This window comes from Campylobacter australis, assembly GCF_050586305.1.
Lineage (GTDB): Bacteria > Campylobacterota > Campylobacteria > Campylobacterales > Campylobacteraceae > Campylobacter_A.
The window spans coordinates 364,962-390,223 of sequence record NZ_JAXUAA010000001.1; the positions used below are offsets into that span (position 1 = coordinate 364,962).

The following is a 25,262-nucleotide window of genomic DNA, read 5'->3' on the forward strand; positions in this document are numbered from 1 at the left end:
GCCAAATTTTAAGCCTTTTTACCTGTTATAAATTTTAGAATTTGCAGTAAGAAGCAAAGACCGCCTATAATAAATATCGTGTCGCCAATCATTCTTACCCAGCGTAGTACTTGTAGATGTTCACCTTGTAAAAACTCAGCGCTTCTAGCATACCACATACCATGCTCTAGACTTGCAAATGCTTGAAAAATTCCTATCGGCAGCAACGATGTTAAGATCATTAGCATAAGTCCCCAGTTTAGTGACCAAAAGCCTATTTTCATAAGTTTATCATCAAAGCTTTGACCCTTGTAAAGATATGTGGCAACTAACCAGACAAAGCCAAGTGCTAAAAAGCCATAAACTCCAAAGAGCGCCGCATGCGCGTGAACTGGCGTAGTATTAAGACCTTGTATGTAAAATAAAGCTATCGGTGGGTTAATAAGAAAGCCAAAAACACCAGCGCCTAGCATATTCCAAAATGCAACTGCTATGAAGCAATAAAGTGGCCACTTAAGCGTTTTTGTCCAAGTTGTGGCAAATTGCAGGCGATACTGATGAAATGCCTCAGAGCCTAAAAGCACGAGCGGAACTACTTCTAGAGCCGAAAAGGTTGCACCAACAGCCATGATAGGCGTAGTTGTGCCTGAAAAGTATAGATGGTGAAATGTTCCAGGGATCCCACCTATCATAAAGATAGATGCGCTCGCAAGTGTGCTAAATGTGGCAAATTTCTTTGAGACAAGACCAAGGCTGACAAAAACAAATGCAAGCGAAGCTGTAGCAAACACTTCAAAAAAGCCCTCAACCCAAAGATGTACAACCCACCAGCGCCAGTACTCCATAACAGGGATTGGATCATGCTGACCATACATAAGTCCAGCGCCATAAAACAGACCAACTGCGATTGCAGATGCACAAAATATTGCCAGCAAATTTTTATCTCCGTTTGCTCTAAGACCACCGACAAATCCACGAAGTAGCAACACCATCCATATCACAAGCCCTACAAAAAGTATGAACTGCCACACTCTGCCAAGCTCGATATACTCGTATCCTTGGTGTCCTAGCCAGAAGCTTAAATTTATAGGCATGATGTTTGCTATGGCTAGATATTCGCCAGCAAAACTACCAACAACAAGAACCAAAAGCGCGTAAAATAGCAGATCAACCCCTAGTTTTTGAAATTTAGGATCTTTGCCGCCATTAATGATCGGTGATAAAAATAACCCAGCCGCCAAAAATCCAGTAGCTATCCAAAATATACTAGATTGAATATGCCAAGTACGAGCTAGCGAGTAGGGTATATACTGCGAAATATCTATACCATAAAAGTGCTGCCCTTCGACTGTGTAGTGAGCAACAAATCCACCCATCATAAACTGAAATACAAAAAGAGCAATCGTAACAAATAGATACTTGCCAAGCGCTTTTTGGCTTGGAGTAAGTGATAAAAGTGATAGTGGATCAGAGCTTGGTGGGGACAAATGTTCATCATCTTTTTTACCGTAAAATTCGCTAAACCACACAAGAAGCCCAATACCTGCTAGCAACAAAACTATACTTGTGACTGACCAAAATATATTTTCGCTAGTAGGAACATTGTCGATTAAAGGTTCATGAGGCCAGTTGTTTGTATATGTTGCCTCAGAATTTGGTCGGTTTGTGCTAGCTGCCCAGCTTGTGTAAAAGAAAAAGGCATTTAGCTCATCTCTGTTTTCTTTGCCTGGGAGTGTATTTGTTTTCATAGCGTAGGCTTTGCGAAGCTCATCAAATTTCGCATCATCGCCAAATAAAGCACTATACTCATCGCTTACCATCTTTATCGCAGCTATCCTGTCAGCACTAAGAATTACGCTGTCGTTTGTAACGGTGTTTGTGCGGTATTGAGCCTTTAGTTCTGTTTTTAGTATTGCTTTTTGGGCTTCATCAAGCTCATCATAGTTTTTGGCATATTTTTGCTGTGAGAGGATTTGCAAAAATGCCACAAGCTCCTTGTGTAGCCAGTCAGCACTCCAGTCAGGTGCCTGATATGCTCCATGCCCCCAAATAGAACCAAGCTGCATACCGCCAATACTTTGCCAAGCCTCTTGACCTTTGAGAATTTTCTCTTTTGAGATGACGGTATTGCCGTTTTGATCTTTAAAGTCTATGATTGGAGGTGAGCTACGATACACCTCGACGCCGTAATAGCCTAAAATTCCAAAAGCGATGGTAAGAACTGCAACCAGTGCTAACCAATACTTTTTGTATTCACGCATAAAAGCTCCTTATTTTAAAATTCGGAGTAATTTTATCGTGTTTTATTATTGCTTTTCAATGATGTATATCAAGACTAAAATACTCTTTTGCTCTTTTTTAGAAATTTGGATAGAAGTTTACCCTGCTATATGGTTTGCAGGGCAAAATTTGTTAGACATTAAACCTAAAATGCATCACGTCGCCGTCTTTTACGACATAGTCCTTGCCTTCAAGGCGCATTTTACCAGCCTCTTTTGCAGCTGTTTCGCCGCCACACGCGATGTAGTCATCATAGCCGATGACTTCCGCACGGATAAAGCCACGCTCAAAGTCGTTGTGTATCACGGATGCTGCTTTTGGGGCTTTCCAGCCGTTTGTTATAGTCCAAGCCCTGACTTCTACAACACCAGCCGTGAAATAACTTATCAAATTTAACTTTGCAAATGCTGTGCGAATGATCTTTTCAAGACCGCTCTCGCTTGCCCCCAAAGAGCTTAAAAATTCATGTGCCTCTTCATCGTTTAGACCTACAAGCTCCTCTTCGATTTTAGCGCAGAGCTTGATGACTTCATGTCCTGACTGGCTTGCGTATTCTTTTAGTTTTGCTACATATTCGTTATCTGCCAAAAGTCCCTCTTCATCGACATTTGCTCCATAAATAACCTCTTTTGCTGAAAGCAAACGAAGTTCCTTGTTTAGTGCGATATATGTCTCGTTTTCACGATCAGTAAAGCTACTTGCCGACTTGCCATCATTTAGATGAGCTAAAAGCAAATTTGCTATCTCTAAGCTCTCTTTTGCGCCCTTTGCGTTAGCTTTTGCCTCTCTTGTTAGGCGCTCGATTTTCTTGCTTAATTGCTCAATATCGGCTAAAATAAGCTCTGTTTGTATGATCTCCACATCTCGTACAGGATCAACACCACCTTCGACATGCGTGATATTTTCGTCGTTAAAGCATCGCGCGATATGCAAAATCACCTCAGTTTCTCTGATGTTTGAGAGAAATTTATTACCAAGCCCTTCGCCTTTGCTAGCACCCTTGACAAGCCCTGCGATATCGACAAATTCTATCGTTGAGTACTGAATTTTATTTGGATTTACTATCTTTGCTAGTTCGTTTAATCGCTTGTCAGGAACTGGCACGATCGCCTTATTTGGCTCGATCGTGCAGAATGGATAGTTAGCACTTTCGGCATTTTGTGCCTTTGTCAGGGCATTAAATGTTGTTGATTTGCCCACATTTGGAAGTCCTACGATGCCTACGCCTAGACTCATTTATCATTTTCTCCTTTTTATGTTTTTATTTTATATTCAAAACATAGACAAGTGGCTAAGATTGTAAATAACCACTTTGTCCTTGTAAGTTGTGCAGGTAAATTTGCCTACTTCTCTTCTTTTGCCAATGCTTGCAAATAGTATAAATTCATCCTAACGCCAGCACCACTTGCGCCAGCTTGGTTGTATCCCCATGCCTTTTCGACATATGCTGGTCCTGCAATGTCTTGGTGTATCCACTTGTCTTTATACTCATCTTTGATAAATTTGTCTAAGAAAATTCCAGCCGTGATCGCTCCGCCGTATCTGCTACTTGCGGTGTTGCTGATGTCTGCGATTTGGCTTTTTACAAGCTCTTTTAGGTATGGGTTAAATTCTAAAATCGTATTTAGCTCACCACTTTTTGCTGATTTTGCTTTAAATTCGGCTTTTAGCTCTTCGTTATTTCCCATTATGCCGCTTGTGTATTCGCCAAGTCCTACCACGCAAGCACCAGTGAGCGTTGCCATATCGATAAGCAAATCAGGCTTAAAATCTTGCGCATAATCAAGGCAGTCAGCCAGCACCAAACGCCCCTCGGCATCGGTGTTACGCACTTCGATTGTAGCTCCTGAGCGAGAGATCAAGACATCATCTGGCTTGTATGCGTTGCCACCTATCATATTTTCAGTTGCACCCAATATAGCATGAATTTCAAATGGTAGCTCTAGCTCGCTAGCCCCTTTTATGATACCAAGAGCGGCCGCTGCACCACTTTTATCGGCTTTCATCGTAATCATATAATCAGCTGGCTTTAAACTAAGTCCGCCACTATCATAAGTAAGCCCCTTGCCTACAAATACGATACGCTTTTTAGGTGATTTTGGTTTGTATGTTAGGTGTATTAGCCTTGGCGGATGAATGGAGGCTCGATTTACTGCCAAAAATGCCCCCATTTTTTCTTTTGCTAAAAATTTCTCATCATGGATTTTGCAAGTTACATTTTTTAGCTCTTTTGCAAGATTTTGGGCGTCTTGTGCCATTTTTAGAGGAGTGTAAATTTCTGGAATTTCATTTACTATATCTTTTGTAAAATTTGTTGCATTTGCCATGATTTGACCGTGTAAAAATCCATCCTTGGCATCATCTGGGCGAATTTTTTCGCCATTAAAATCATCTGGGCTAAAAATCACCTCTTTTAAGCTATAAGTTTCTTTTTTTTCTTTGTATTTGTTAAACTCATATCCTCCAAGCAACATCCCTTCAACTATCGCCTGAAAGCTGAGTTTTTGGCATTTTACTACATATGAGTTAAGTTTTATGCTTTTTATATTTAGTGCTTTTATGGCGTTATATGCCTTTGCACTAGCTATCCTAAGCTCGTCATATCCAAGCTTGCTAAGTGGCACATAAACTCTTTTGCTTTCGCTTAAAAGCAAAACTCCGTCGCCTTTATAGTTTGTAAATTTAAATGTCTTTTCGTCTTTGATAAATTTATGCTTTAAATTTTTATCAACTACAAAAATAAGCTCTAAATCAGCCTTGATATCGTCTATCTTTTTATCAACTATGCTAAATTTCATCTATTTTTCTTTTTCCTTTCGTTTAATATCTTGTTTTCAATATGCTTAAACCCATATAAAATACTCCCTAAAAACATCAAAACCACTGGCACTGCGATATACCAATGCTCTTTTGCATATTTTAAGACCTCTAAAATTTTATCTCCCAAATACCAAGCAGGTATTATTGTGATAGCCGCCCAGCACCAAGCTGATATTAGGTTTATAAAGGCAAATTTCTTAGAACTATATCGCGTTACGCCTATGCTCATCGGTATAACAGTGCGAAAGCCATACATATAGCGTTGCACGAAGATGATGGGCCAGCCATACTTTTTAAGCAACATATGGGCAATAGCAAATTTTCGTCTTTGTGAGTGAAGTTTTGTTGTGATATAGTTTTTGTTGTATCTGCCTATGTAAAAATACACCTGATCTCCTGCAAAGCCACCAAGCCCAGCAATAAATATCGCAAGCCCTAGATTCATATCTCCTGAGTGAGAGAGTATTCCGCCCATGATAAGCGCCATCTCTCCCTCCATCATACACCAGATAAAAAGTATAATGTAGCCGTATTCTTTTAGAAGTCCTATGAAAAACTCTTCCACCTAGACCTCCAAAACGCTATAAATTTTGGTAAGTTTTGCTATCTCTTTTTCTCCGCCAAGATCCTTTAAATTTACGATAAAACATGCCTCAACGCAGTTTGCGTTTGCTTGTTTTATAAGCTCAACAGACGCTTTTGCTGTGCCACCAGTTGCTATTAGATCATCTATTAAAAGTACTTTTGCGTTTTTTGTATCGCCAAACGCATCAATATGCATCTGCACCTCATCGACGCCGTATTCTAGGCTGTATTTTTGCGAGATTGTGATATATGGTAGTTTTTTAGGCTTTCTTATGGGTACAAAGCCTATATTTAGTCGTGCTGCAAGGGTAGCACCAAATATAAACCCACGACTCTCAATCCCAACGATATAATCAAGTCCGTAGCTCTCATAGCGCTTTTGTAAGTGATCGATGAGAAATTTAAACGCTTCTTTATCATTTAGAAGCGTTGTGATGTCGCGAAAAACGATGCCCGGTTTTGGAAAGTCGTTTATGCAGCGTATAGTGCTTAGTAGATAATCTTGCTCTTTTTTGTCTAAAACTATCATTTTGTTCCTTTTAAATTTATAGTAACGCTTCGATCTTGCCTTCAAGCTCACGAATTCTGCCACGAAGCTTGTCATTTTCTAGGCGGTATTGAGAATTTCTTGTGCGTAGTGAAGTTACATCGTTTTTGCTTTTTGTAAGCTCTTCAGTTAAGATATCTATGTTACCTAGACTGCGTTGAATTTGAATTTGTAGTTTGCGGATGACTACTTCTGTGTCTTGAAGGTTATGTTTCATATAATCTTTGGTTGTTCGCTCTTTTTTTAGTAAAGTTTTAAAATAAAAAACCATAACCACAAGATATATACAAATGCACGCAAGTATCGTGATAAAGAGCCAGTCGCCAAACATATCTATCCTTTTGTTTCTATCTTTTTTACTCTGTTTTCGTGTCTGCCACCAGCAAATTGTGTTGTAAAAAATGCTTTTAGCATCTCTTTTACGAGGTCAAAATCAACAACTCTTGCTCCAAATGCTATGACATTTGCGTCATTGTGCTCTCTTGCAAGGATCGCCGTATCTACATTATGACAGAGTGCAGCACGCACACCTTCATGACGATTTGCAGCTATTGAAATTCCAATACCTGTACCACATATTAAAATGCCATAGGTTTTGTCGTCTATTTTTTTAGCAAGTGAGTGCGCAAAATCTGGATAATCAACGCTAGTTTTTGCGTCATTTGTGCCAAGGTCAATTATTTGAAAGTCAAATTTTGCATTCAGATACTCCTTGACTTGTTCTTTCATCTTAAAACCAGCATGGTCAGAGGCTATTAAAATCGTATCAGTTTTCATATAAACTCTCTTATAAAATTTTTAAAATTATACACACTATAATGTCACAAGCAGCTTAAATACGCTATGTATAGGTGCAAAAACATATTGAGAAATAGGACTTATAACAACAACTATCAAAACCACCATACCCCAGCGCTCAGCAGCATAAAGCTTGTCGGCTAAATTTTTAAGACCAAGCATACAAAGTATGTATACAACAGCTTTAAATCCATCAAGTGGCGGAAATGGATAGAGATTAAAAAGTCCTAAAAATAAATTTACACTAAAGAGCAAAAATATAAATTGTACATTAAGTTCATTAAAATGACTTGCAAAATTTTTAAGTAAAAATAAAAATAAAATTGCCAAAAAGATATTATAAAAAATACCCGCAAGTGCTACAAATACGCCAGCTTTGTATCCACCATTTCTAAGCACAACTGACATATTTACAGGAACTGGCTTTGCCCATCCAAAGCAAAATCCAGTTGTAAAATATAGCAAGGTAGGAACAAGTATCGTTCCTATCGGATCAACATGCTTTATGGGGCTTGGACTTAGTCTGCCAAGGTTTTTTGCTGTACTATCACCAAATTTAAAGGCTACCCAGCCATGCATTATCTCATGACCAACTATAGCGATAATAAGTGCGGCTAGCAAAAGCAGGGCAAAAATGGGATTAAAGCTAGTAAAGTCCATCAACCTCTTCCTCTTTTATTGCCAAATCTACTATCTCGTCGTTATTTTCTACGCTATCTATAAATCTACCTATGCGTTCCCAGCGAATTTTATAGTCGTTATCCCAGCTAAAATATATAAACCATGGCTTTCCAACAATATGTTTGTATGTAATAGTACCCCAAAAGCGACTATCGTTTGAATGATCGCGGTTATCCCCCATCATAAAAAACTCATCCTGTGGGACTTTAAAATAAAATGCGTTAAAGTCATAGTTTGGATGAGACTCTAGTTCGCTTAGAAGAAGCGGTTTCATCGCTAGTTTGTTTTGATTAAGAGCATAAACCATTATATCAAACATCGCTACTTTTTTATCATAATGAACGCCTTTGTGTTTATATGGTTCATGCACAAATAGTTTGCCGTTTAGAGTAACGATCTCTTCAGGTTTAAAATTTGCTTTTATATATTCATCTCCTTCATGATGATGCAAAAATACATTTTTTTCAGTTACGATTATCTCATCTCCGCCAACTGCAAATAGTCTTTTTACAAAATGTACCTTATCATCTTGAGGGCTTCTAAAAACCACTATATCATCGCGCTTTGGCATATCTCCGTTTATGAGATGATCATTGCCTTGAAAATCAGGCAAGACACGCATTTCTATCCAAGGAATTCTTGGCACAGGTATGCCATAGCTAAATTTTTTTACAAAAAGATAGTCGCCTATTAAAAGTGTGTTTTTCATTGATCCAGATGGAATAACAAATGCTTGGGCGACGAAAAATATCACAAATGCGACGATAATTATCGTTCCAGTCCAGCTGGCGCTAAAGCTATAAAGTCTGCCTAGAAATTTTCTCATATTTTTAAACCTAGCCTATTAGCTCGCTCTTTTGCTGACTTTAGTGTGTTTGAAAGTAGCATTGCAATAGTCATCGGACCAACTCCACCTGGAACCGGTGTGATAAAGCTTGCTTTTTGTTTAACTGCTTCAAAATCAACATCGCCTACAAGCCTGCCATCATCTAAGCGGTTTATGCCTACATCTATGACGATAGCATTTTCTTTTATCATGTCAGCGGTTATGAAATTTGGCTTACCAATTGCTGCGACTAAAAGATCAGCGCCTTTGCAAATTTCAGCTAAATTCTTTGTTCTAGAGTGGGTTATGGTTACAGTTGCATTAGCGTTTAGGAGTAAATTTGCCATAGGTTTTCCAACAATATTGCTTCGTCCTACAACAACGGCATTTAAGCCGCTTAAGTCTATGCCGTACTCTTTTAACATTACCATTACACCAAGTGGTGTGCAAGGCACAAAGCCGTCAAGCCCACTGGCTAACTTTCCAACATTTAGAGCATGAAAACCATCAACATCTTTGTCTGCTCTTATGGCTTTTAAAATTTTATCTGTATCAATATGCTTTGGTAACGGTAACTGCACTAAAATTCCATCCACGCTATCGTCTAAATTTAAGACATTTATGAGTGCTAAAAGCTCACTTTCGCTTGTGTTTTCGCTTAATCGGTGCATTATAGAGTTTATATTTGCGCTAATACATGCCTTTTCTTTTGAAGCCACATATGTTTGGCTGGCTTTATCTTCGCCAACTAAAATAACTGCAAGACCGGGCTTTATACCAGCTTGTATAAGTGAATCAGTCTCTTTTTTTATCTGCTCTTTTACCTTTGCGCTTAATGTTTTTCCGTCAATTATTTGCATAATTTATCCTTCGTTAAAAGCTATTTTAATTACAAAAATAGTATCATACCCAAAATTTATTTAAAATTTGAAAAACATGGAGAAAAATGCGGGCTATTTTTTTACTTATTTTGCCTTTTTTGATGTTTGGAGCTGATTTTATAACCAAAAAAGAGCATGCAAGTATGCTTTATAAAAACCCGCGCGGTATAGGTTGTAATAAATGCCACGGAGAAAATGGCGAGGGGATTTTAATATCAAAATATAAAGACAAAAATAAAAAAACTAAAGAAATCATAGACAAAGAGCTTATCTCACCACCTATAAATAATCTTACTATCGAGCAGTTTAAAAACGGACTGGAAAACCCAAAAAGCGTTATGCCAAGCTATTTCTTGACAGATGAAGAGATAGTTTTGCTTTATGATTATGTTAGTAGTTTAAAAGATAAAAAACCAAAAAAAGGAGCTAAAAAGTGACAAACAAAGATGCATTTATCCAAGCAAAAAAATTTATACCAGGCGGAGTAAATTCGCCAGTTCGCGCTTTTGGTAGCGTGGGCGCTGAACCAGTGATTATACAAAAAGGACAAGGGGCTTATCTTTTTGATATTGAGGGTAAAAAATATCTTGATTTTATTCAAAGCTGGGGACCTCTTATTTTTGGGCATTGCGATAAGGATATTGAAAATGCTGTTATACAGGCTGTTAAAAACGGTCTTAGTTATGGAGCGCCTTGTGAAAATGAGACAAATTTAGCGCGTTTGATTTGTGAAAAATTTGATGTTATTAAAAAGGTTCGTTTTGTAAGCTCTGGCACAGAAGCAACGATGAGCGCGATAAGGGTAGCTCGTGGCTATGCAAAGAAGGATGGACTTATAAAATTTGAAGGTTGTTATCACGGACACTCTGATGCACTTTTGGTTAAGGCTGGAAGTGGTGCAACAACTTATGGCAATGCCTCAAGTGCTGGTGTGCCTGCTGATGTTGTAAAAAATACACATTTGGCGATTTATAACGATATAAAAAGTGTTGAAGAAATTTTTAAAAATCACGAAATAGGCGTAGTTATCATCGAGCCTATCGCTGGAAACATGGGCTTTGTTCCAGCTGATGAGAGCTTTTTGGCTGGACTTAGAAAACTTTGTGATGATAATGGTGCTGTGCTTATATTTGATGAGGTTATGAGTGGCTTTAGAGCTTCGGCTATAGGAGCGATGGGGGTTTATAATGTTAAGCCAGATATGATAACTTTTGGTAAGGTTATCGGCGGAGGCATGCCTGTGGCAGCATTTGGTGGTCGTTGCGATATAATGGACTGCTTAAGCCCAGATGGAGCAGTGTATCAAGCTGGAACACTTAGCGGAAATCCCGTTGCTATGGCTGCTGGACTAGCTTCGCTTACAAAGATAAATAACACTCCAGAGCTTTATGCAAAGCTTGAAAAATTTGCAAAAAGGCTAATGCAAGGCTTTAGTAATGCTGCGCAAAAAAATAATATAGCCCTTCAAACAGATGTCCGTGGCTCTATGTTTGGATACTTTTTTACTAGCAAACCAGTTAAAAACTATGCGGACGCACTTACAAGTGATACAAAAATGTTTGCAAAATTTCACAATGCTATGCTAAAACGCGGAGTTTATCTTGCTCCAAGCCAGTTTGAAACAGGGTTTATTTGTGATGCGATGAGTGAAGAGGATATAGAATTTGCAATAAAAATGGCAGAACAAAGCTTTGATGAGATAGCATAAAGGTCAGACATGGCAAAGGTAAAACAAGTAGTTGATGCGGCTGAGTATTTAAGCCTGGGAATTTCCATAGTTGTTGCTGTTGCACTTGGTGTGGGGCTTGGCTTTTGGCTAAAGAGTATTACTGGCTGGACTGCTATGATATTTGTAGGACTTGCTTTTGGTATTGCTGCGGCTTGTTTAAATGTTTATAAAGCATATAAGCACCAAGTAAAAAGTCTTGATGAGCTAAAAGATGAAAACCGCTATAAAAAGGGCGATTTTAACGATGAAGATGAATAAGTGCTAAAAAAACTGTCTTTTATCTACTCTGTTTTTTGGTTAGTTTTGCTTTGCGTTGGACTTTTTGTTTCGCAAAAATTTATGCTTAGCTCGCAGGTGGCGTTTTTTAGCTCGCTTGCCGTTGTCGCGGCTAGTTTTTATAGCTATAAAAAACGCGTTTTATCTAGGCTTGATGATGAGGAATTTATGCAAAGTGTTAAGCAAAATGATGAAGATGACGATATACAAGAAAGTGATGTTGAAAATTTTAGCCTTAAAGATGAAAAAGATCGCCTAAAAAAGCAAAAAATAAGCTTAAAAGACATGAGTCTAACTACCGCTTTTGTCCCTTATAGACTTATAGCGTATGCTTTAGTTTTGTTAGGTTTTTTGGTTTTACGGCGTCAAGAAAGTCTTGATATCTTTGGCTTTTTGATTGGCTTGTCTGGTATGCCTTTTGGTGCATTAATGCTTAGTCTTTGGCAAGAAAAAATTTAGGAAGATGATTTGGGAAGCAGTAAAAGAACGATAAAAACTATGGGATCGCTATTTTTTAGTATCTCGCTAATGTTTATTGGTAATGGACTTGTGGTTAGCTCTTGTTCTACTTTGTTAAAGCAAATGGATGTTGGGGAGATTGAGATAGGGCTTATTAACGCTTGTTTTTTTGTAGGTGCTATCATTAGCACGATCTATTCAAACAACATTATATCAAAGTCAGGACATATACGGGCGTTTGGCATATTTACAGCGCTTTTTGGCGTAAGCGCAATGCTTCATAATCTAAGTTCAAATTTGTACTTTTGGGCTATTTTGCGTACAATGCTTGGATTTTGTTACTACGGACTTTTGGTTATTACTGAAAGTTGGTTAAATGAACGAGCCAAAAATGCAAATCGTTCAAGGATACTGGCATTTTACGAGTGTGTCTTTTATGTCAGCTTTGCGATGGGTATTTTGATACTTGCCTTAAATTTAAAGGTCGATGAAATTTTTATCATTAGTGCTGCTTTTATTATGCTTTCAAGCATACCTTTAAACATTATCCGTATTAACCCACCCAAAATTCCACCCAAACAAAAAGTTAGTATCCCTAAAATTTTCTCTATAGTTCCGCTTGCCCTAGCTGGTAGTGTTGTTGCTGGCATACTTATAAATGGATTTTTTGGCATGGCTGGACTTTTTATACTACTTCAAGATTTTACTCCAAAAGAGGTATCATTTTTTATGACATCGGCGATGTGTGGTGGGTTTGTGTCGCAGTTTTTATTGGGCTCTATATCTGATAAGATAGGTCGAAGACCAGCCATCATTATAGCTTGCTTGGTTTCTTTGGTGGCTTCTATTTTATTTTTATTTGCAGGCAGAAATATAAATTTTCTTTACCTACTCTCATTTTTCTTAGGAAGTGGCGTTTTTTGTCTTTATGCACTCTCTCTTGCTAGGGCAAATGATGTCTTAGAAGAGCGAAGCACTGATGCTGTAAATGTGGGCAGAGCCTTACTTTTTAGCTACTCTTTTGGCTCACTTGTCTCATCTATAATCATGGGTGTAGTTATAAAATTTTTAGGTTCAGATGGTTTTATATATGTTTATATCGTGCTTTTGATAGCGCTTCTTGCATTTGCGGCCACTCAGCGAACCATACCAGTTGAACATAGAACCACATATGAACCACATGTTATACGAACACCTGTGATAGTAAAAGAGGGTCTAGAAAATGGCGATAGCTAATGTAAGCTCGCAACAAATTTCACAAAGTGGCATTCAGCCAAACCAAAATACACAGGTAAGACCCCAACAAGGCGGACTTTTTAAAAACCAGCCACAGCCAGTACAACCCCAAAGTGCAGGCGAACAGCGCGGGAAAGAGGCTCTTGATAGTATTGATAGGTTGCTTAACCGTGTTATGGATGAGCTTAATAAATCAGACGCCCTTAATAAAACAGCAAAGATTATCGAACAAGCTAGAGATACCAAGATAACGCCAAATTTAGCTAAGGACCTACAAGGACTTTCGGCTATACTTGATGCAGATACTGAGATCATGCAAAATCCAACCTTAAAAGAGCTTGCGTTAAAGCTAAAGGAGTTTTTAAGACCCATAGCCGATTTAAAAGCAGCCACTTTAAATGACCAGATAAAAAGCTCAGGCATTATGCTAGAAGCAAATTTAAAAGAGGCTCTAAGCGCCCAAAAGCTTCCATCATCGGTGCAAAAACTACTTTCTGATATAAAAAATTTATCAAACCAAGCTCTTTTAAATGAGATAGTAAATTTGGCAAATGACGAAACTCTTGATACAAAAGGCTCTTTTTCTAAGCTAAACTCTATCCTTGCTGAGGCTAAAGCCCAAAGTGTAGCCACGCTCAATTCATCACCCATAAAAGGGCTTTTAAGTGGGCTAAACAAACTTGATGATATGGCTAAATTTCTTGATAAGCAAAGTTTTAATATAGCCGAAAAAGGTGCGAATTTAAGTGGTGAGAGTATAAAGTCGCAGATGTCAAAAATAGGCGAAACCATCAAAAGCTTAATCTCTGGTATGGAGCGTTTTAGCAGTGAAAAGCTAAACCAAAGCACGGCATTTAGTTCAAATTTAAGAGAATTTGCAAAGATCTCAAAGGAAATTTTAGGCACTCTTGATGGGCTTGATAAGATAGGCAGCCAAATGGAACTTGTAAAAACTTACACAACTGCAACCCAAGGTGAAGGCAGTTTGCAAGACAAGCTACAAAGTGCGGCTAGAAGACTAAGCCAGAGCCTAAATTTTATAGATCAAACAGCTACTAATGCAAAGACAAATTTAGATGAATTAAAAACAATCATAAAACAGCTGCATGTAGCTTCAAATGACGGTTCTCAGGTTGAAAACAAAAGTAGTGCCGATATAGCAAAAACACTAAGTAATGATATGAAAAGCACGCTTTTAAGCTTACAAGATAAAAGTGCTGGACTTAACAATTCACAACAAATAAGCCAGATGGCTTCAAAAATGATAAGCCAAATAGAACTACATCAAATAGTCTCAAGTCTAAGTGGTGGCGTACAAACTTATCTACCCTATGTTTGGGATGATGTTGATAATGCAAAAGTGGCTTTTAAGCGCGGTAAAAAAGATAAGTACTATGCTCAAATTGATCTAAATTTTAAAAATTTTGGACAGATAAATGTGATGACAACACTCAGTGAAAAGCGCTATATCGATATTACGATAGCCACACAAAGAGATGAGTTTAAGTCACTCATAACTGAAAATCAAAAGGAGCTAAAGCAGGCGATAAATTCGGTCGGGCTTATGGTTAGTGGATTTAGTATAAAAACTATGCCAAAAGATGAGATAAAGCAGCGTTTTAAGGACTTTAGCGGACTTGAGATGGGCTATGATGTGAGGGCTTGATGCCAAAGATAAATCCACAAATTCCTCCAAAGAAAAAAGCTGTAGCGCTTGGATACAACAAAAGTAAAGATAATGCTCCAAAAGTCCTAGCCAGCGGCTCTGGAGAGGTTGCTAATAACATCATGCGGCTTGCTAGAGAGCATGATATACCAATAAAAGAGGATCCAGATCTAGTTGAGATTTTAAGTAAAGTTGAGGTAAATCAAGAAATTCCGCCCAATCTCTATAAAGCTGTAGCTGAAATTTTTAGCTTTCTTTATAAGATGACAAGCAAAAAATAGCTAAAACACATATAAATTTAGCTGATATACTCTAAAAAGTATCATAAAGGAGCTATGATGATAAACATAGTAAGCTCATCAAATACATTTTTGTACGAGTTAAATGTAAAAAGGGACGCTTAGATAATCTTATAAACAAAATGAAAAATTAGCAAGTTAGCCGTCAAATGTTATAAATCAAAGCATTGATAAATTTCAAAGCAAAAGTAGATTAAAAGATGATGCCAAAGGGCTTTTGCCGCTTAGTGGATATACTTCGAGTCTAAAAGTTAGCATATGTGGCAAATTAAATGGTCTTGATGCTTCAGTAAGCAAACTAGCCAAAAAGAGCTTAGGGATTTTATATAAAACACACAAATTTTAGGACTTACTGCAGATTATAAGCTTAACAAATTCATAAAAGCAAAAGTTATGAGTGTTGATGAGTATAAAAACATGAAGGTGTGGCAAGATATGAAGACAGCAAGCTTTATAATATGCTTGATATGTATTCAGATATTAATGAATTTAAGCAAAAATGGCTTGAATTTTTACAAGAAGGCATAATGACTTAAAGGCAAGCGAATAGCTGGCAAACTATGTAGCTCCAGCTTCAATAACAGATGTTGGCTCAGACAACTCACAGTTGGCTATGAGGTTGATGGATAAGCAATCAAAGAGTAAAATAATAACTTACGAGCTTGAAAAAGATCCAAATTTTGCCTTTTTAAAAGATAAAATCGATCAAATAGATGAAAAATAGGTCTTGAAATTTTAGGAGATACTAAAAACTTACAGCTCAAAAGAAAAAGCTAGATATGTATAAAAAGGGGCAAAGCCCCAAATCACTTGTCGCGGATACCAAGCTCAGCGATAAGCTTTGTATAAGCTGTATAGTTTTTGTTTTTAAAATATTTTAGCAGTCTTTTTCTTTGACCAACTAGCTTTAAAAGACCTAGCCTTGACGAGAAGTCTTTTTGAAATATTTTAAGGTGCTCTGTAAGCTCAGTAATACGAGCTGTAAGTAGTGCTATTTGCACCTCTGGTGATCCAGTATCACCATCTTTTCTAGCGAATTTCGCAACTATTTCTGCTTTTTTAGCCGAATCCAAAGCCATTTTAGACCTCCTGATTGGTAGATTGATTTAAAAAGAGCGATTATATCATAAAAAACATAAAATTAGCTAAAAATGGCTAAAAAAATAAAAACTATTAATTTTAATGAAAAATGCAGTAAAAATTTAATAAAATATAGGACCTAATAAAAACCAAGGAGCAAATGTGCTTTTTACAAAAGCAAGCGAATACGCGCTAATATCGCTCATTTTTATCTCGCAGCGTAAAGAACCAGTTGATGTAGATACTCTTTCAAGCGAGCTAAACATTTCAAAGAGCTTTTTAGCAAAAATTTTACAATCCCTAGCAAAAGATAAAATTTTAAAATCTTTTAAAGGTGCAAATGGTGGGTTTGTACTAATGCAAGCGGCTGAAAATATAAGCGTAAAAACCATTATAGAAAGCGTTGAAAAGCGTCCAACTAGCGTTTTTGAATGTTCAAATTCTATGCTTGACTGCGATAAAGCGGCAAATTGCCAAATTTGGTCGATGTTTAACAACCTACAACAAAAGGTTGATGAGGTGCTTGAAGGCATTAGTCTAGCTGATATTATCAAGAGATAAAATGGCAAAAAACAACATAAATACGCTTGTTTTGCCAGTGTTACGATATGTCAATAAATTTAGCCAGTTTAAAGGGCTAAGTATTGTTGGTGTTATTATGGCTATTTTAGCTATAATCATAGTTCCGCTTCCAAGTGGCGTACTTGACTTTTTCTTAGCGATTTCTATTGCTATTTCAGTACTAATAATCCTAATCTCAATATATGTACCAAAACCAACCGACCTTACCACTTTTCCAACACTCATTCTCATCATCACACTATTTCGCCTTTCGCTAAATATCGCTACAACTCGTATGATACTTAGTGAAGGGCACAATGGCCCAGAGGCTGTGAGTGACATCATCTCAAGCTTTGGTGAGTTTGTTGTGGGCGGAAATTTTGTTATTGGCATCATTGTTTTTTGTATATTAGTACTTATAAATTTTATGGTCGTAACAAAGGGTTCGACGCGTGTTTCTGAGGTACAGGCGCGTTTTACGCTTGACTCTATGCCTGGTAAACAAATGGCGATAGATGCTGACTTAAATGCGGGACTGATAGATGAAAAAACTGCAAGAGAGAGGCGTGATGCGGTTATAGGAGAGGCAAATTTTTATGGAGCCATGGATGGTTCTAGTAAATTTATAAAAGGCGATGCGGTAGCTGGCATTATCATCACTATCATTAACATCATAGGTGGCTTTGCGATAGGTTCATTTCAGCACGGTCTTGATATGGCTACATCAGCACAATACTACACGATACTTACTATCGGAGATGGTTTAGTTAGCCAAATCCCAGGACTTATCAGCTCAACAGCAACTGCCATCATCATCACTCGCGCAAGCAAAGAGGGTGATAACTTTGCTGAGGGCTCTATAAACCAACTTACGGGCGATTATAAAATTTTATTTATCGTTGGTTTTATACTTTTTATGTTTGCTCTTGTTCCAGGCCTTCCTACGGTTTCGCTTGGTTTTATAGCTATTATTTTTCTCGGACTTGGATATATTGTAAAGCAGAGTAAGGATGGAAATTTATTAGATATATCATCTTCTGCTGCTGGCTCAAAAGCAAAAGGTGGTGCTTCACCAACCTCTGGTACAGCTGCTACTAGCGCAGCTGGTGCAGATACTCAAAGACCACCTAAGAAGAGTATCGAAGAGATAGCGCGCGAAGAAGAGAAAAAGATGAATGATATTTTGAGGCCAGAGTTTTTGGAGCTTGAGATAGGTTATGGACTTATAAAGCTGGCTGAGACGGATCTAACAGAAAGAATTCGTGGTATTAGGCGAAATATAGCTACACAGCTTGGCTTTTTGATGCCACAAATCCGTATCCGAGATAACCTACAGCTTCCGCCAAACGAGTATCGTTTTAAGCTAAAAGGTATAGTTGTGGGGCAGGGTGAAATTTATGCGGATAAATTTCTTGCGATGGATAGTGGGCTTGTGAGCGAAGATATCGAGGGAATTCCTACCAAGGAGCCAGCCTTTGGACTTGATGCGCTGTGGATAGATCAAAATACAAAAGAAGATGCAATTCTTTCAGGTTATACGATAGTTGATCCAGCAAGCGTGATTAGCACGCACATTAGCGAGCTGGTTAAACAAAATGCGCACGAAATTCTCACGCGCCAAGAGACGCAAAACTTGCTTGACAAGCTTAAAGCTGAATTCCCAGTTATTGTTGAAGATACTATGCGAGTGGCCAGCGTGGGGCTTATCCAAAAGGTACTTCGTGCGCTACTTAAAAATAGCATTCCAATTAAAGATCTTATAAGCATACTTGAAGCCATTAGTGATATAGCAGAAGTTAGTAAAAATTTAGATATGATCATCGAGCATGTAAGAGCTTCGCTCTCTCGCGTGATAACATCACTTTATGCAAACGAAAAAGGCGAACTAAGTTTTTACATATTTGAAACTGCTGCCCAGCAAAAGCTACTTGAAGCCGTGCAGTACAAGGACGGTGCGTATCATCTTATGATAAATGTCGCCCAAACTTCTGCGATAGTACAGGCTTTGCGTACTGAAAAGCAGCGCCGACCGATAAGTCAAAGTGGGCCGATGGTTGTTTGTGTTGAGCCAAGTTTGCGTAAATTTATTGCTGATATTTGTGCAAATTTTAGCATTGATATCGTTGTTTTAAGCTTTGCTGAAATTTCTCCAAACACGCCTTTTGAAACACTTGGTGTAATAAATATAGAAAATTTATAAAGGAAAATAATGAAAATTTATCATCTTTCACATACTGATCTAGACGGATATGGCGCGCAGTTTGTGACGGCACACTATTTTAAAAATTTACAATTTTTTAACTCAAACTATGGTCGCGAGATCGATGAAAAATTTAGTGAAATTTTAAATTTGCTTGATGATAACGAGCCAAGCGTTATTTTAATAACCGATCTAAATTTGACAATGTCTCAGTGTGAGGACTTTGAAGAGAGACTAAAGGGCAAAAATGCTAAGCTTTGGTTGCTGGATCATCACGCGACTGGCGCTGAGTGCGCAAGTGCTTATGGGTGGTATTTTTTGGATAGTTCAAGATGTGCGACTAAGATCACTTATGATTTTTTCGCTAAAATTTTAGGTGCTAACGATAAGCTTGCAAAATTTTGCGATGTAGTAAATGCGGTTGATATTTGGCTAAAGGACGAGAAGGACTTTGAGATGGGGAAGGTCTGCCTTGGGCTTGTAGCAAACGCAAAAGAGATAAATAAAGTAATGTTTGAGCGTGAAAATAACGAATATATCGAGTTTTTGCTGGCTCAAGCAAGCAAGTTTTTTGATGAGAAAAACGACTATATCGGGCTTGATAGTGCGGTTCATTCGATCAAAAAAGAGTTTTTTAAATTTGACAAAGATGATACGCTTAGCAACCTAATTTCGGCTTATGTTGTAAATTTGCTCAAACAAAACCGCGAAAAATTCGCAATCTCCTACAATGAACACAGAGGGATTTTAACCTATAATATCGGCAATACCTCAGTTATTGGCAACGATTTTTTAGTGGCAAATCCTGATTTTGACTTTTTCATTGATGTAACAAATAAAAAAACACTAAGCTTTCGCGCAAACGGCAAAGTCGATGTGAGCGCGATGGCAAGGCATTTGGTGGGTGGTGGCGGACATGTCAATGCCAGTGGCGGACTATACGCAAATTTTAAAGATGGATACAGCTACGCTGCGATAAAAGAGCAGATAGTTGAGTTGATAAACAAAAAAACACAGGAGGATTTATGAGAGAGCAAGATGTGAGCGTAGAGGAGTTAAGCTACGAGCTTAGCGTTGTTTTGGAGGGGTTGCTTTACTATGCTGGAGTAAAAAAATCAAAGCTTGAAGAGGCGGCAAGTACCTATGTAGAGTGCATAGATGACGCGCTTGAGGGCTCTGATGCTGAGGGTGTTGATGAGGTTATAGCTATAGTTGAGTACATGAAAAAACACCATTCAAAACTTTTTGAGAAATAAAGGTCGCGTTTTACGCTAGTATCAGATAAATTTAAGGTAAGGCAATGAGCTACACACGCAAACATTTAATAGGCACGAGAGACTTAGAAGTTAGCGAGATAATGCATTTTTTAGATACCGCAAAGGAGTTTAAAAATTTAAATTTACAAGAGATCAAAAAGAGCGATCATCTGCGCGGAAAGACCACGATAAATGCTTTTTACGAAAACTCAACTCGCACGCGTACGAGCTTTGAGATAGCAGCAAAAAGGCTAGGTGCAGACGCGATAAATTTCACTGCATCAAGCTCAAGTGTAAATAAGGGCGAAACACTAATTGACACCATGAACAACCTAGAAGCCATGCGAAGCGACATCATCGTACTTCGTCACCCAAGCTCAGGCGCTGCGCTTCTAGCCACACAGCACACTGATGCTAGTATCGTAAATGCCGGAGATGGCACGAACGAGCACCCAAGCCAGTGCCTGCTAGACCTTTTTACCTTAAGAGAAAACGGTAAAAGGCTAGATGGCTCAACGACTGTGGCGATCATCGGCGATATCGCTAGAAGTAGGGTGGCTCGCTCGGATATTTGGGCGATGAGAAAGCTTGGCATAAATGTCCGTCTTTTTGCGCCAGCGATGATGATGCCACTTGAGGCAGGAGTTTTTGGCTGTGAGATAGCAAAGAGTATGGAAGAGGCGTGTGAGGGGGTGGACGCTATCATCATGCTTCGAATTCAGCTTGAAAGGGGCGATGGCGAGGTGGCGTTTCCTAGCTCGCGCGAGTACTCTAAATTTTTTGGGCTTAACAGTACGCGCTTAAAGCTAGCAAAGCCTGACGCGCTAGTGCTTCACCCAGGCCCTATAAATCGTGGTGTTGAGCTAAACTCAGATGTCGCAGATAGCCTAAACTCACGCATTCTAAATCAAGTCGAAAACGGCGTTGCCATCCGTATGGCGATACTTAACACACTGATGAAAAATAGAAGTTAAAATGAAAACGCTTATAAAAAACGCAACTATCGTAAATCACGACGGCATTATAAAGTCAAACATCATCATCAAAGGTGAAAATATCGCTGAAATTTCAAACGCCACCCCGCAAGCTGACACCGTCATAGATGCAAGCGGTAAGTTGGTATTTCCAGGGCTTATCGATATGCATGTGCATTTTCGTGACCCAGGACAGGAGTATAAGGATGACATCATCTCAGGCTCTCGCGCGGCGGTAGCGGGAGGCGTGACTACCTGCATGCCTATGGCAAATACAAACCCAGTAAATGACAACGCCTACATCACAAGTGCGATGATCGCAAAAGCTAAAGAGTTAGGACTCATAGATCTTTTGCCAATCGCTGCCATCACAAAGAGCCTAAAAGGTAATGAAGTAACTGAGATGGGCGATCTTATAAGTGCTGGAGCTGTGGCGTTTAGCGATGATGGATTGCCGGTGACTAGCTCGTCTGTGATGCGTGCCGCGCTTGAGTACTCAAATATGTTTGGTAGCTTTTGCATTAGCCACTCAGAGGACTGCTCGCTGTGTCGCGGTGGTGTGATGCACGAAGGTAAAGTCTCGGCGATTTTGGGTCTTCGTGGTATGGCGCGCGAGAAAGAGGAAATTTCAGTAAGTCGCGATATGCTCTTAGCCAAGCTTACAGGTGGACACATTCACATAGCGCATGTTAGCTCGGCTTACTCGCTTAAGATCATCGAAATGGCAAAGCGTGATGGCATACGCATAACATGCGAGGCGACGCCACACCACTTTACATTTAGCGATGAGGAAATTTTACGAAACGCCTATGATACGAATTTTAAAATGTCCCCGCCTCTTCGCGAGATAAGCGATGTAAAGGCGGTAAGAGATGGGCTAAAAAGTGGGCTTATAGATGTCATCGCTACCGATCACGCCCCGCACCACAGCGATGAGAAGATAGTGGAGTTTGACAAGGCGCCATTTGGTATCATCGGGCTTCAAACGCTAGTGCCGCTGACCTTGCGCCTAGTAAATGAGGGTGTGATAAGCCTAGAGCAAATGAGCGCGCTTACTTCATATAATCCAGCAAATATTATCAAAGCTACAAACAAAGGCAAGATAGCCGCTGGTATGCTAGCTGATATCGCTATAATCGATCCTGATATAGAGTATATCTACGATGAGAAAGTAAATCGTTCAAAGTCGATAAACTCACCACTTTTTGGCAAAAAGATAAAAGGCTCAGCTGTAAAAACGATTAAAAGTGGACGAGTTGTATTTGATTTTGCAGAGTTTGGGATTTAAGTATTATTTTTTATAGAAATTTTAATTTACTTTTGCTTTTTGGTATTTAGTAAATTAAAATTTTACTCTTCCTTATATCTAAAAATACAAAAAATTATATCAATTATCATATTATTTTAAATCATACTTTCTATTAGACAAATTTTTAATAATTAAGCTAAATTTAAGTTTAATTTAAGGGGGGGGGGGGGGGTATAATTAACATTATCTTTTTTATAAGGAGTTTTGCATGAAAATTTCAAAAGTTGCAAGCGGTATCTTGCTTAGCGTAGCTATTAGCTCAAGTGCTTTTGCCGGTTCACCGACGATAAAAGAAAATCCAAAAGCCGCAGAGTCGTTGGGTAAGAATTTAAAATTTTATAACAATACCCTAAAGCCACTTAGTGAAAATGTCTCAAAATATGCAGATGAGATCACTGGGTATAATGGTGTAAAAAATTTAACTACCGATAGCATAAAAGAAAGTGGAGAAAATGCGGCTCTTGGTAAGTTGCTAAATGGATATTTTTCACTTGTAAAGACAGCTCAAGAGGGCTTTGACTATGGGTCTTCTAGGGAAGATGATGGCTTTGTTGAGCTTGAGGATAAGTATGGTCATATTAGTATAAATTCCAAAAATCGTTTTACTTTTACTAAAGAAGATGGTGTAAAAGTTCGTATAAATACATGGGGTAATGATATATGGCTTGCAGATGAAAATGGCAATGGTGTAAATTTTAGCCTAAATGGCAATGGTGAGGTTGAGGTTAAAGGATACGGTTCATCATCATTAGAGTTTAGCAAAAGAGACTTAGAAATTTTATCAGGTGCCATAAAAGATAAGATGACACAAACCGTAGCAGGCTTTAAAGAAAATGTCATAAAAGAAGGCTTTTTTGAGGCTATTTATGTAGCTTTAAAGACGCAAAATACTGATAATGCTCTTTTAAAAGAGTACGGTGCTCGTTTATCTGAATTTGGTGATGTGGATGCCATACTAAAAAGCAAGGAGACAATGAAAAATGAAAGTGTAAAAGAGAAAAAGCATGTAGATGAGATAGAAAAGTTAGCAAAGGCTATCAAGTCGGCTACTGGCGATAAAACTCAAAGTATTGCAACGCTTAATAAATATCTAAGAGACAATGATATAACAATAGGTGCAGGTGCGGCAGGTAGTAGAGAATATTACGATGGATTTCTTACTAAAATAGATGAAAACACCGATATGGATACTTTGCTAAAGCTAGTTGAAATTTCAAGACTAGAAGAGGCTGAGCTATATAGAGTCTATGATGAGGCAGATAAACTACTTGCTGACAATAAAGACAAAATTTTAGAAATTTTAGGTCTAAAAGAGCCGACACCTAAGCCAACTCCAGCGGCAATAAGTGTGACAGAAAAAGAGGCTACCGAAAAGCTAGAAGCTATCAACGATAGCGCTTTGGCTGTAAAATCAGAACAAGCAAAAGCTGCTACTAAATTTGATGAGGCTAAAAAGGCTTTAGATGAGGCGAAAAAAACTGGTGCAAGCGATGTAAGTGCTAAACAAAAAGCACTTGATGAGGCAAAAAGTGAGCTTGCTAAGGTAGAGGAAAAGGTAGCTGAGGTTAAAAAAGAGCAAGTTGCAGCCGCTACACAAAAAGCAAAAGCAATCGCTGAAAATAAAGATAACGCCCTAACTACAAACGAGCAAAACATCGTAAAATCACTCGGTGAAATTTCAGGAAATGATCAAATTCTAGCCATTATGAGCGAGGATAAGGCTACTATCATTGAGGCTGTAAGAACCGTGCAAAACGAAATACAAAGCGTCTCAGACTCGCTAAATCGCGGTATTGCAACCGATATAATAAAATTTAACACAAACCTAGCTACCACAACACGCCTTGCTAAACTTAGCAACCCATATAATGACAACCTAGCTCTTGCAAGTGCGATAAATAGCCTAAGCGGTACGACATTTGCCAGTGGCGATCACAGCGCGCTAAGCTCAGTCGTTAGAGCTTATACAGACCTCTTTAAGTATGACAATAACCTTTGGGGAACGCTAATGGGCGGAAAAGCAAAGATAAAAGGCGGAGCAAATCCTAAAATTTACGGCTTTACACTCGGATATGATAAAGCGTTTGATAACACCATCGTAGGTGGCTTCATGACATATGCTAAGTCAAAAAGCGATAATAAAGTAGTCAAAAACGACGCTGATAACTATCAGTTTGGTGTGTATTCACGAAGTTTTATAGACGCTCATGAGATAGATGCGAAAGTATCATTTGGCTTTGGCAAAAATGATTTTAAGCGCACAGATAGCCTCACATCACAGCAACGCGACGCAAAATATGACTCAAAATTTGCAAGTGTTGATTTAGAATACGGCTATGTTTATGAGATAAATGAGGGGAAATTTATCAAGCCATTAGCTGGAGTTTCATACTCTTATGTCAAAAATGACGCATTTAGCGAGAGTGGCGCGGCTGGACTAAACTATGATAAAACAAGTTCAAAAATACTATCATTAAAGCTTGGAGCAGAGTTTAGGGCATATATAAATGACGGAAGTTTTGCATACATTACTCCAGGTATTGAGCGTGAAATTTACAAGCATGGTGATGACTTTATGGCAAATTTCATAGGCTCAAATAATCAAATCATCATCGGCAATGACGATAAGAAAAAGACTTACGCCACTATGCAGACGGGGGTTGATTTTGCTATAACTCCAAATCTATCTACAAACATAAACTTTGGATATAAAAGCAAGAGTAAGGAAAACTACTACAACGGCACCGTGGGTGTAAGGTATAAGTTTTAAGTGAGAATTTGACTTAAGCGCGGAGTTTGATTTATTTTGGATCAAACTCC

Annotated in this window: 25 protein-coding genes; 14 read left to right on the top strand and 11 right to left on the bottom strand. The window is 38.4% G+C overall.

Going from position 1 to position 25,262, the window contains the following annotated elements; genetic code table 11:
* Nucleotides 1-8 precede the first annotated feature (8 nt).
* The 10 genes from U5B17_RS01885 to folD form a co-directional block, all read right to left on the bottom strand.
* Nucleotides 9-2,240, bottom strand: a complete 2,232-nt coding sequence (locus tag U5B17_RS01885) for a nitric-oxide reductase large subunit (RefSeq protein ID WP_430803667.1) — start codon at nt 2,238-2,240, stop codon at nt 9-11.
* Between the two features lie 151 nt (nt 2,241-2,391).
* Nucleotides 2,392-3,495 carry a redox-regulated ATPase YchF gene (gene ychF / locus U5B17_RS01890; RefSeq protein WP_430803668.1) on the bottom strand — a complete coding sequence of 368 codons (1,104 nt, stop codon included), beginning with the start codon at nt 3,493-3,495 and terminating at the stop codon, nt 2,392-2,394.
* 107 nt (nt 3,496-3,602) lie between these two features.
* A complete protein-coding gene (locus U5B17_RS01895; RefSeq protein ID WP_430803669.1) occupies nt 3,603-5,057 on the bottom strand; it encodes a leucyl aminopeptidase in 1,455 nt (484 codons plus the stop codon).
* Nucleotides 5,054-5,644, bottom strand: a complete 591-nt coding sequence (locus tag U5B17_RS01900; RefSeq protein WP_230056199.1) for a DedA family protein — start codon at nt 5,642-5,644, stop codon at nt 5,054-5,056. Before U5B17_RS01900 ends, U5B17_RS01895 begins: the two co-directional genes overlap by 4 nt.
* Nucleotides 5,645-6,193 (bottom strand): adenine phosphoribosyltransferase, encoded by a 549-nt coding sequence (locus U5B17_RS01905; protein ID WP_430803671.1) that lies wholly within the window; start codon nt 6,191-6,193, stop codon nt 5,645-5,647. It lies immediately after the preceding gene.
* 16 nt (nt 6,194-6,209) lie between these two features.
* The gene (locus tag U5B17_RS01910) at nt 6,210-6,542 is read right to left on the bottom strand and encodes a hypothetical protein (protein ID WP_230056201.1); all 333 of its coding nucleotides are present in this window, start codon (nt 6,540-6,542) and stop codon (nt 6,210-6,212) included.
* A gap of 2 nt (nt 6,543-6,544) precedes the next feature.
* Nucleotides 6,545-6,988 carry a ribose 5-phosphate isomerase B gene (rpiB, locus tag U5B17_RS01915; protein ID WP_430803672.1) on the bottom strand — a complete coding sequence of 148 codons (444 nt, stop codon included), beginning with the start codon at nt 6,986-6,988 and terminating at the stop codon, nt 6,545-6,547.
* A 36-nt stretch (nt 6,989-7,024) separates the two neighbouring features.
* Nucleotides 7,025-7,669, bottom strand: coding sequence for a site-2 protease family protein (locus tag U5B17_RS01920; RefSeq protein WP_430803673.1), 645 nt, complete (start codon nt 7,667-7,669; stop codon nt 7,025-7,027).
* Complete coding sequence (gene lepB / locus U5B17_RS01925; protein WP_430803674.1) at nt 7,656-8,516, bottom strand: signal peptidase I; 861 nt, start codon at nt 8,514-8,516, stop codon at nt 7,656-7,658. The genes U5B17_RS01920 and lepB overlap by 14 nt, the downstream gene beginning before the upstream one ends.
* A complete protein-coding gene (folD, locus tag U5B17_RS01930) occupies nt 8,513-9,376 on the bottom strand; it encodes a bifunctional methylenetetrahydrofolate dehydrogenase/methenyltetrahydrofolate cyclohydrolase FolD (protein WP_430803675.1) in 864 nt (287 codons plus the stop codon). The genes lepB and folD overlap by 4 nt, the downstream gene beginning before the upstream one ends.
* Before the next feature lie 86 nt (nt 9,377-9,462).
* On the opposite strand from folD, the gene U5B17_RS01935 reads away from it, so the two are divergent.
* The 7 genes from U5B17_RS01935 to U5B17_RS01965 are packed head-to-tail and all read left to right on the top strand — an operon-like array spanning nt 9,463 to nt 15,044.
* Nucleotides 9,463-9,834, top strand: coding sequence for a c-type cytochrome (locus tag U5B17_RS01935; protein ID WP_430803676.1), 372 nt, complete (start codon nt 9,463-9,465; stop codon nt 9,832-9,834).
* Complete coding sequence (gene hemL / locus U5B17_RS01940; RefSeq protein WP_430803677.1) at nt 9,831-11,105, top strand: glutamate-1-semialdehyde 2,1-aminomutase; 1,275 nt, start codon at nt 9,831-9,833, stop codon at nt 11,103-11,105. The genes U5B17_RS01935 and hemL overlap by 4 nt, the downstream gene beginning before the upstream one ends.
* Nucleotides 11,106-11,114: 9 nt before the next feature.
* Entirely contained in the window at nt 11,115-11,384 is a 270-nt protein-coding gene (locus U5B17_RS01945; protein WP_430803678.1) for an AtpZ/AtpI family protein, read from the top strand.
* A complete protein-coding gene (locus tag U5B17_RS01950) occupies nt 11,385-11,861 on the top strand; it encodes a hypothetical protein (RefSeq protein WP_430803679.1) in 477 nt (158 codons plus the stop codon).
* 39 nt (nt 11,862-11,900) lie between these two features.
* Complete coding sequence (locus U5B17_RS01955; RefSeq protein ID WP_430803859.1) at nt 11,901-13,097, top strand: MFS transporter; 1,197 nt, start codon at nt 11,901-11,903, stop codon at nt 13,095-13,097.
* The gene (locus U5B17_RS01960) at nt 13,084-14,763 is read left to right on the top strand and encodes a flagellar hook-length control protein FliK (RefSeq protein ID WP_430803680.1); all 1,680 of its coding nucleotides are present in this window, start codon (nt 13,084-13,086) and stop codon (nt 14,761-14,763) included. Before U5B17_RS01955 ends, U5B17_RS01960 begins: the two co-directional genes overlap by 14 nt.
* Nucleotides 14,763-15,044, top strand: coding sequence for a FlhB-like flagellar biosynthesis protein (locus tag U5B17_RS01965; RefSeq protein ID WP_230056212.1), 282 nt, complete (start codon nt 14,763-14,765; stop codon nt 15,042-15,044). The genes U5B17_RS01960 and U5B17_RS01965 overlap by 1 nt, the downstream gene beginning before the upstream one ends.
* Nucleotides 15,045-15,868: 824 nt before the next feature.
* Here the strand turns inward: U5B17_RS01965 and rpsO are convergent.
* On the bottom strand, nt 15,869-16,141 hold the full coding sequence (rpsO, locus tag U5B17_RS01970) for a 30S ribosomal protein S15 (RefSeq protein WP_230056214.1): 273 nt from the start codon (nt 16,139-16,141) through the stop codon (nt 15,869-15,871).
* A gap of 163 nt (nt 16,142-16,304) precedes the next feature.
* On the opposite strand from rpsO, the gene U5B17_RS01975 reads away from it, so the two are divergent.
* From U5B17_RS01975 to U5B17_RS02005, 7 genes are all read left to right on the top strand, one after another.
* Nucleotides 16,305-16,703 carry an RrF2 family transcriptional regulator gene (locus U5B17_RS01975; protein WP_430803681.1) on the top strand — a complete coding sequence of 133 codons (399 nt, stop codon included), beginning with the start codon at nt 16,305-16,307 and terminating at the stop codon, nt 16,701-16,703.
* Between the two features lies 1 nt (nt 16,704).
* A complete protein-coding gene (gene flhA / locus U5B17_RS01980; RefSeq protein WP_430803682.1) occupies nt 16,705-18,903 on the top strand; it encodes a flagellar biosynthesis protein FlhA in 2,199 nt (732 codons plus the stop codon).
* Between the two features lie 9 nt (nt 18,904-18,912).
* Nucleotides 18,913-19,932, top strand: a complete 1,020-nt coding sequence (locus tag U5B17_RS01985) for a DHH family phosphoesterase (RefSeq protein WP_430803683.1) — start codon at nt 18,913-18,915, stop codon at nt 19,930-19,932.
* On the top strand, nt 19,929-20,159 hold the full coding sequence (locus U5B17_RS01990) for a hypothetical protein (RefSeq protein WP_430803684.1): 231 nt from the start codon (nt 19,929-19,931) through the stop codon (nt 20,157-20,159). The genes U5B17_RS01985 and U5B17_RS01990 overlap by 4 nt, the downstream gene beginning before the upstream one ends.
* A 44-nt stretch (nt 20,160-20,203) precedes the next feature.
* Nucleotides 20,204-21,133, top strand: coding sequence for an aspartate carbamoyltransferase catalytic subunit (locus tag U5B17_RS01995; protein ID WP_430803685.1), 930 nt, complete (start codon nt 20,204-20,206; stop codon nt 21,131-21,133).
* A gap of 1 nt (nt 21,134) precedes the next feature.
* Nucleotides 21,135-22,421, top strand: a complete 1,287-nt coding sequence (locus tag U5B17_RS02000; RefSeq protein ID WP_430803686.1) for a dihydroorotase — start codon at nt 21,135-21,137, stop codon at nt 22,419-22,421.
* Nucleotides 22,422-22,650: 229 nt separating this feature from the next.
* Nucleotides 22,651-25,212, top strand: coding sequence for an autotransporter outer membrane beta-barrel domain-containing protein (locus U5B17_RS02005; RefSeq protein WP_430803687.1), 2,562 nt, complete (start codon nt 22,651-22,653; stop codon nt 25,210-25,212).
* Nucleotides 25,213-25,262: the final 50 nt, after the last annotated feature.

Coding starts and splice junctions, on each gene's coding strand:
- U5B17_RS01985 (WP_430803683.1), top strand. CDS start 18,913: ATGAAAATTTATCATCTTTCACATACTGATCTAGACGGATATGGCGCG.
- U5B17_RS02000 (WP_430803686.1), top strand. CDS start 21,135: ATGAAAACGCTTATAAAAAACGCAACTATCGTAAATCACGACGGCATT.
- U5B17_RS01910 (WP_230056201.1), bottom strand. CDS start 6,542: ATGTTTGGCGACTGGCTCTTTATCACGATACTTGCGTGCATTTGTATA.
- U5B17_RS01990 (WP_430803684.1), top strand. CDS start 19,929: ATGAGAGAGCAAGATGTGAGCGTAGAGGAGTTAAGCTACGAGCTTAGC.
- ychF (WP_430803668.1), bottom strand. CDS start 3,495: ATGAGTCTAGGCGTAGGCATCGTAGGACTTCCAAATGTGGGCAAATCA.
- lepB (WP_430803674.1), bottom strand. CDS start 8,516: ATGAGAAAATTTCTAGGCAGACTTTATAGCTTTAGCGCCAGCTGGACT.
- U5B17_RS01955 (WP_430803859.1), top strand. CDS start 11,901: ATGGGATCGCTATTTTTTAGTATCTCGCTAATGTTTATTGGTAATGGA.
- rpsO (WP_230056214.1), bottom strand. CDS start 16,141: ATGGCTTTGGATTCGGCTAAAAAAGCAGAAATAGTTGCGAAATTCGCT.
- U5B17_RS01920 (WP_430803673.1), bottom strand. CDS start 7,669: ATGGACTTTACTAGCTTTAATCCCATTTTTGCCCTGCTTTTGCTAGCC.
- U5B17_RS01995 (WP_430803685.1), top strand. CDS start 20,204: ATGAGCTACACACGCAAACATTTAATAGGCACGAGAGACTTAGAAGTT.
- U5B17_RS01885 (WP_430803667.1), bottom strand. CDS start 2,240: ATGCGTGAATACAAAAAGTATTGGTTAGCACTGGTTGCAGTTCTTACC.
- U5B17_RS01905 (WP_430803671.1), bottom strand. CDS start 6,193: ATGATAGTTTTAGACAAAAAAGAGCAAGATTATCTACTAAGCACTATA.
- folD (WP_430803675.1), bottom strand. CDS start 9,376: ATGCAAATAATTGACGGAAAAACATTAAGCGCAAAGGTAAAAGAGCAG.
- U5B17_RS01935 (WP_430803676.1), top strand. CDS start 9,463: ATGCGGGCTATTTTTTTACTTATTTTGCCTTTTTTGATGTTTGGAGCT.
- U5B17_RS01945 (WP_430803678.1), top strand. CDS start 11,115: ATGGCAAAGGTAAAACAAGTAGTTGATGCGGCTGAGTATTTAAGCCTG.
- U5B17_RS01895 (WP_430803669.1), bottom strand. CDS start 5,057: ATGAAATTTAGCATAGTTGATAAAAAGATAGACGATATCAAGGCTGAT.
- rpiB (WP_430803672.1), bottom strand. CDS start 6,988: ATGAAAACTGATACGATTTTAATAGCCTCTGACCATGCTGGTTTTAAG.
- flhA (WP_430803682.1), top strand. CDS start 16,705: ATGGCAAAAAACAACATAAATACGCTTGTTTTGCCAGTGTTACGATAT.
- U5B17_RS01965 (WP_230056212.1), top strand. CDS start 14,763: ATGCCAAAGATAAATCCACAAATTCCTCCAAAGAAAAAAGCTGTAGCG.
- U5B17_RS01960 (WP_430803680.1), top strand. CDS start 13,084: ATGGCGATAGCTAATGTAAGCTCGCAACAAATTTCACAAAGTGGCATT.
- U5B17_RS02005 (WP_430803687.1), top strand. CDS start 22,651: ATGAAAATTTCAAAAGTTGCAAGCGGTATCTTGCTTAGCGTAGCTATT.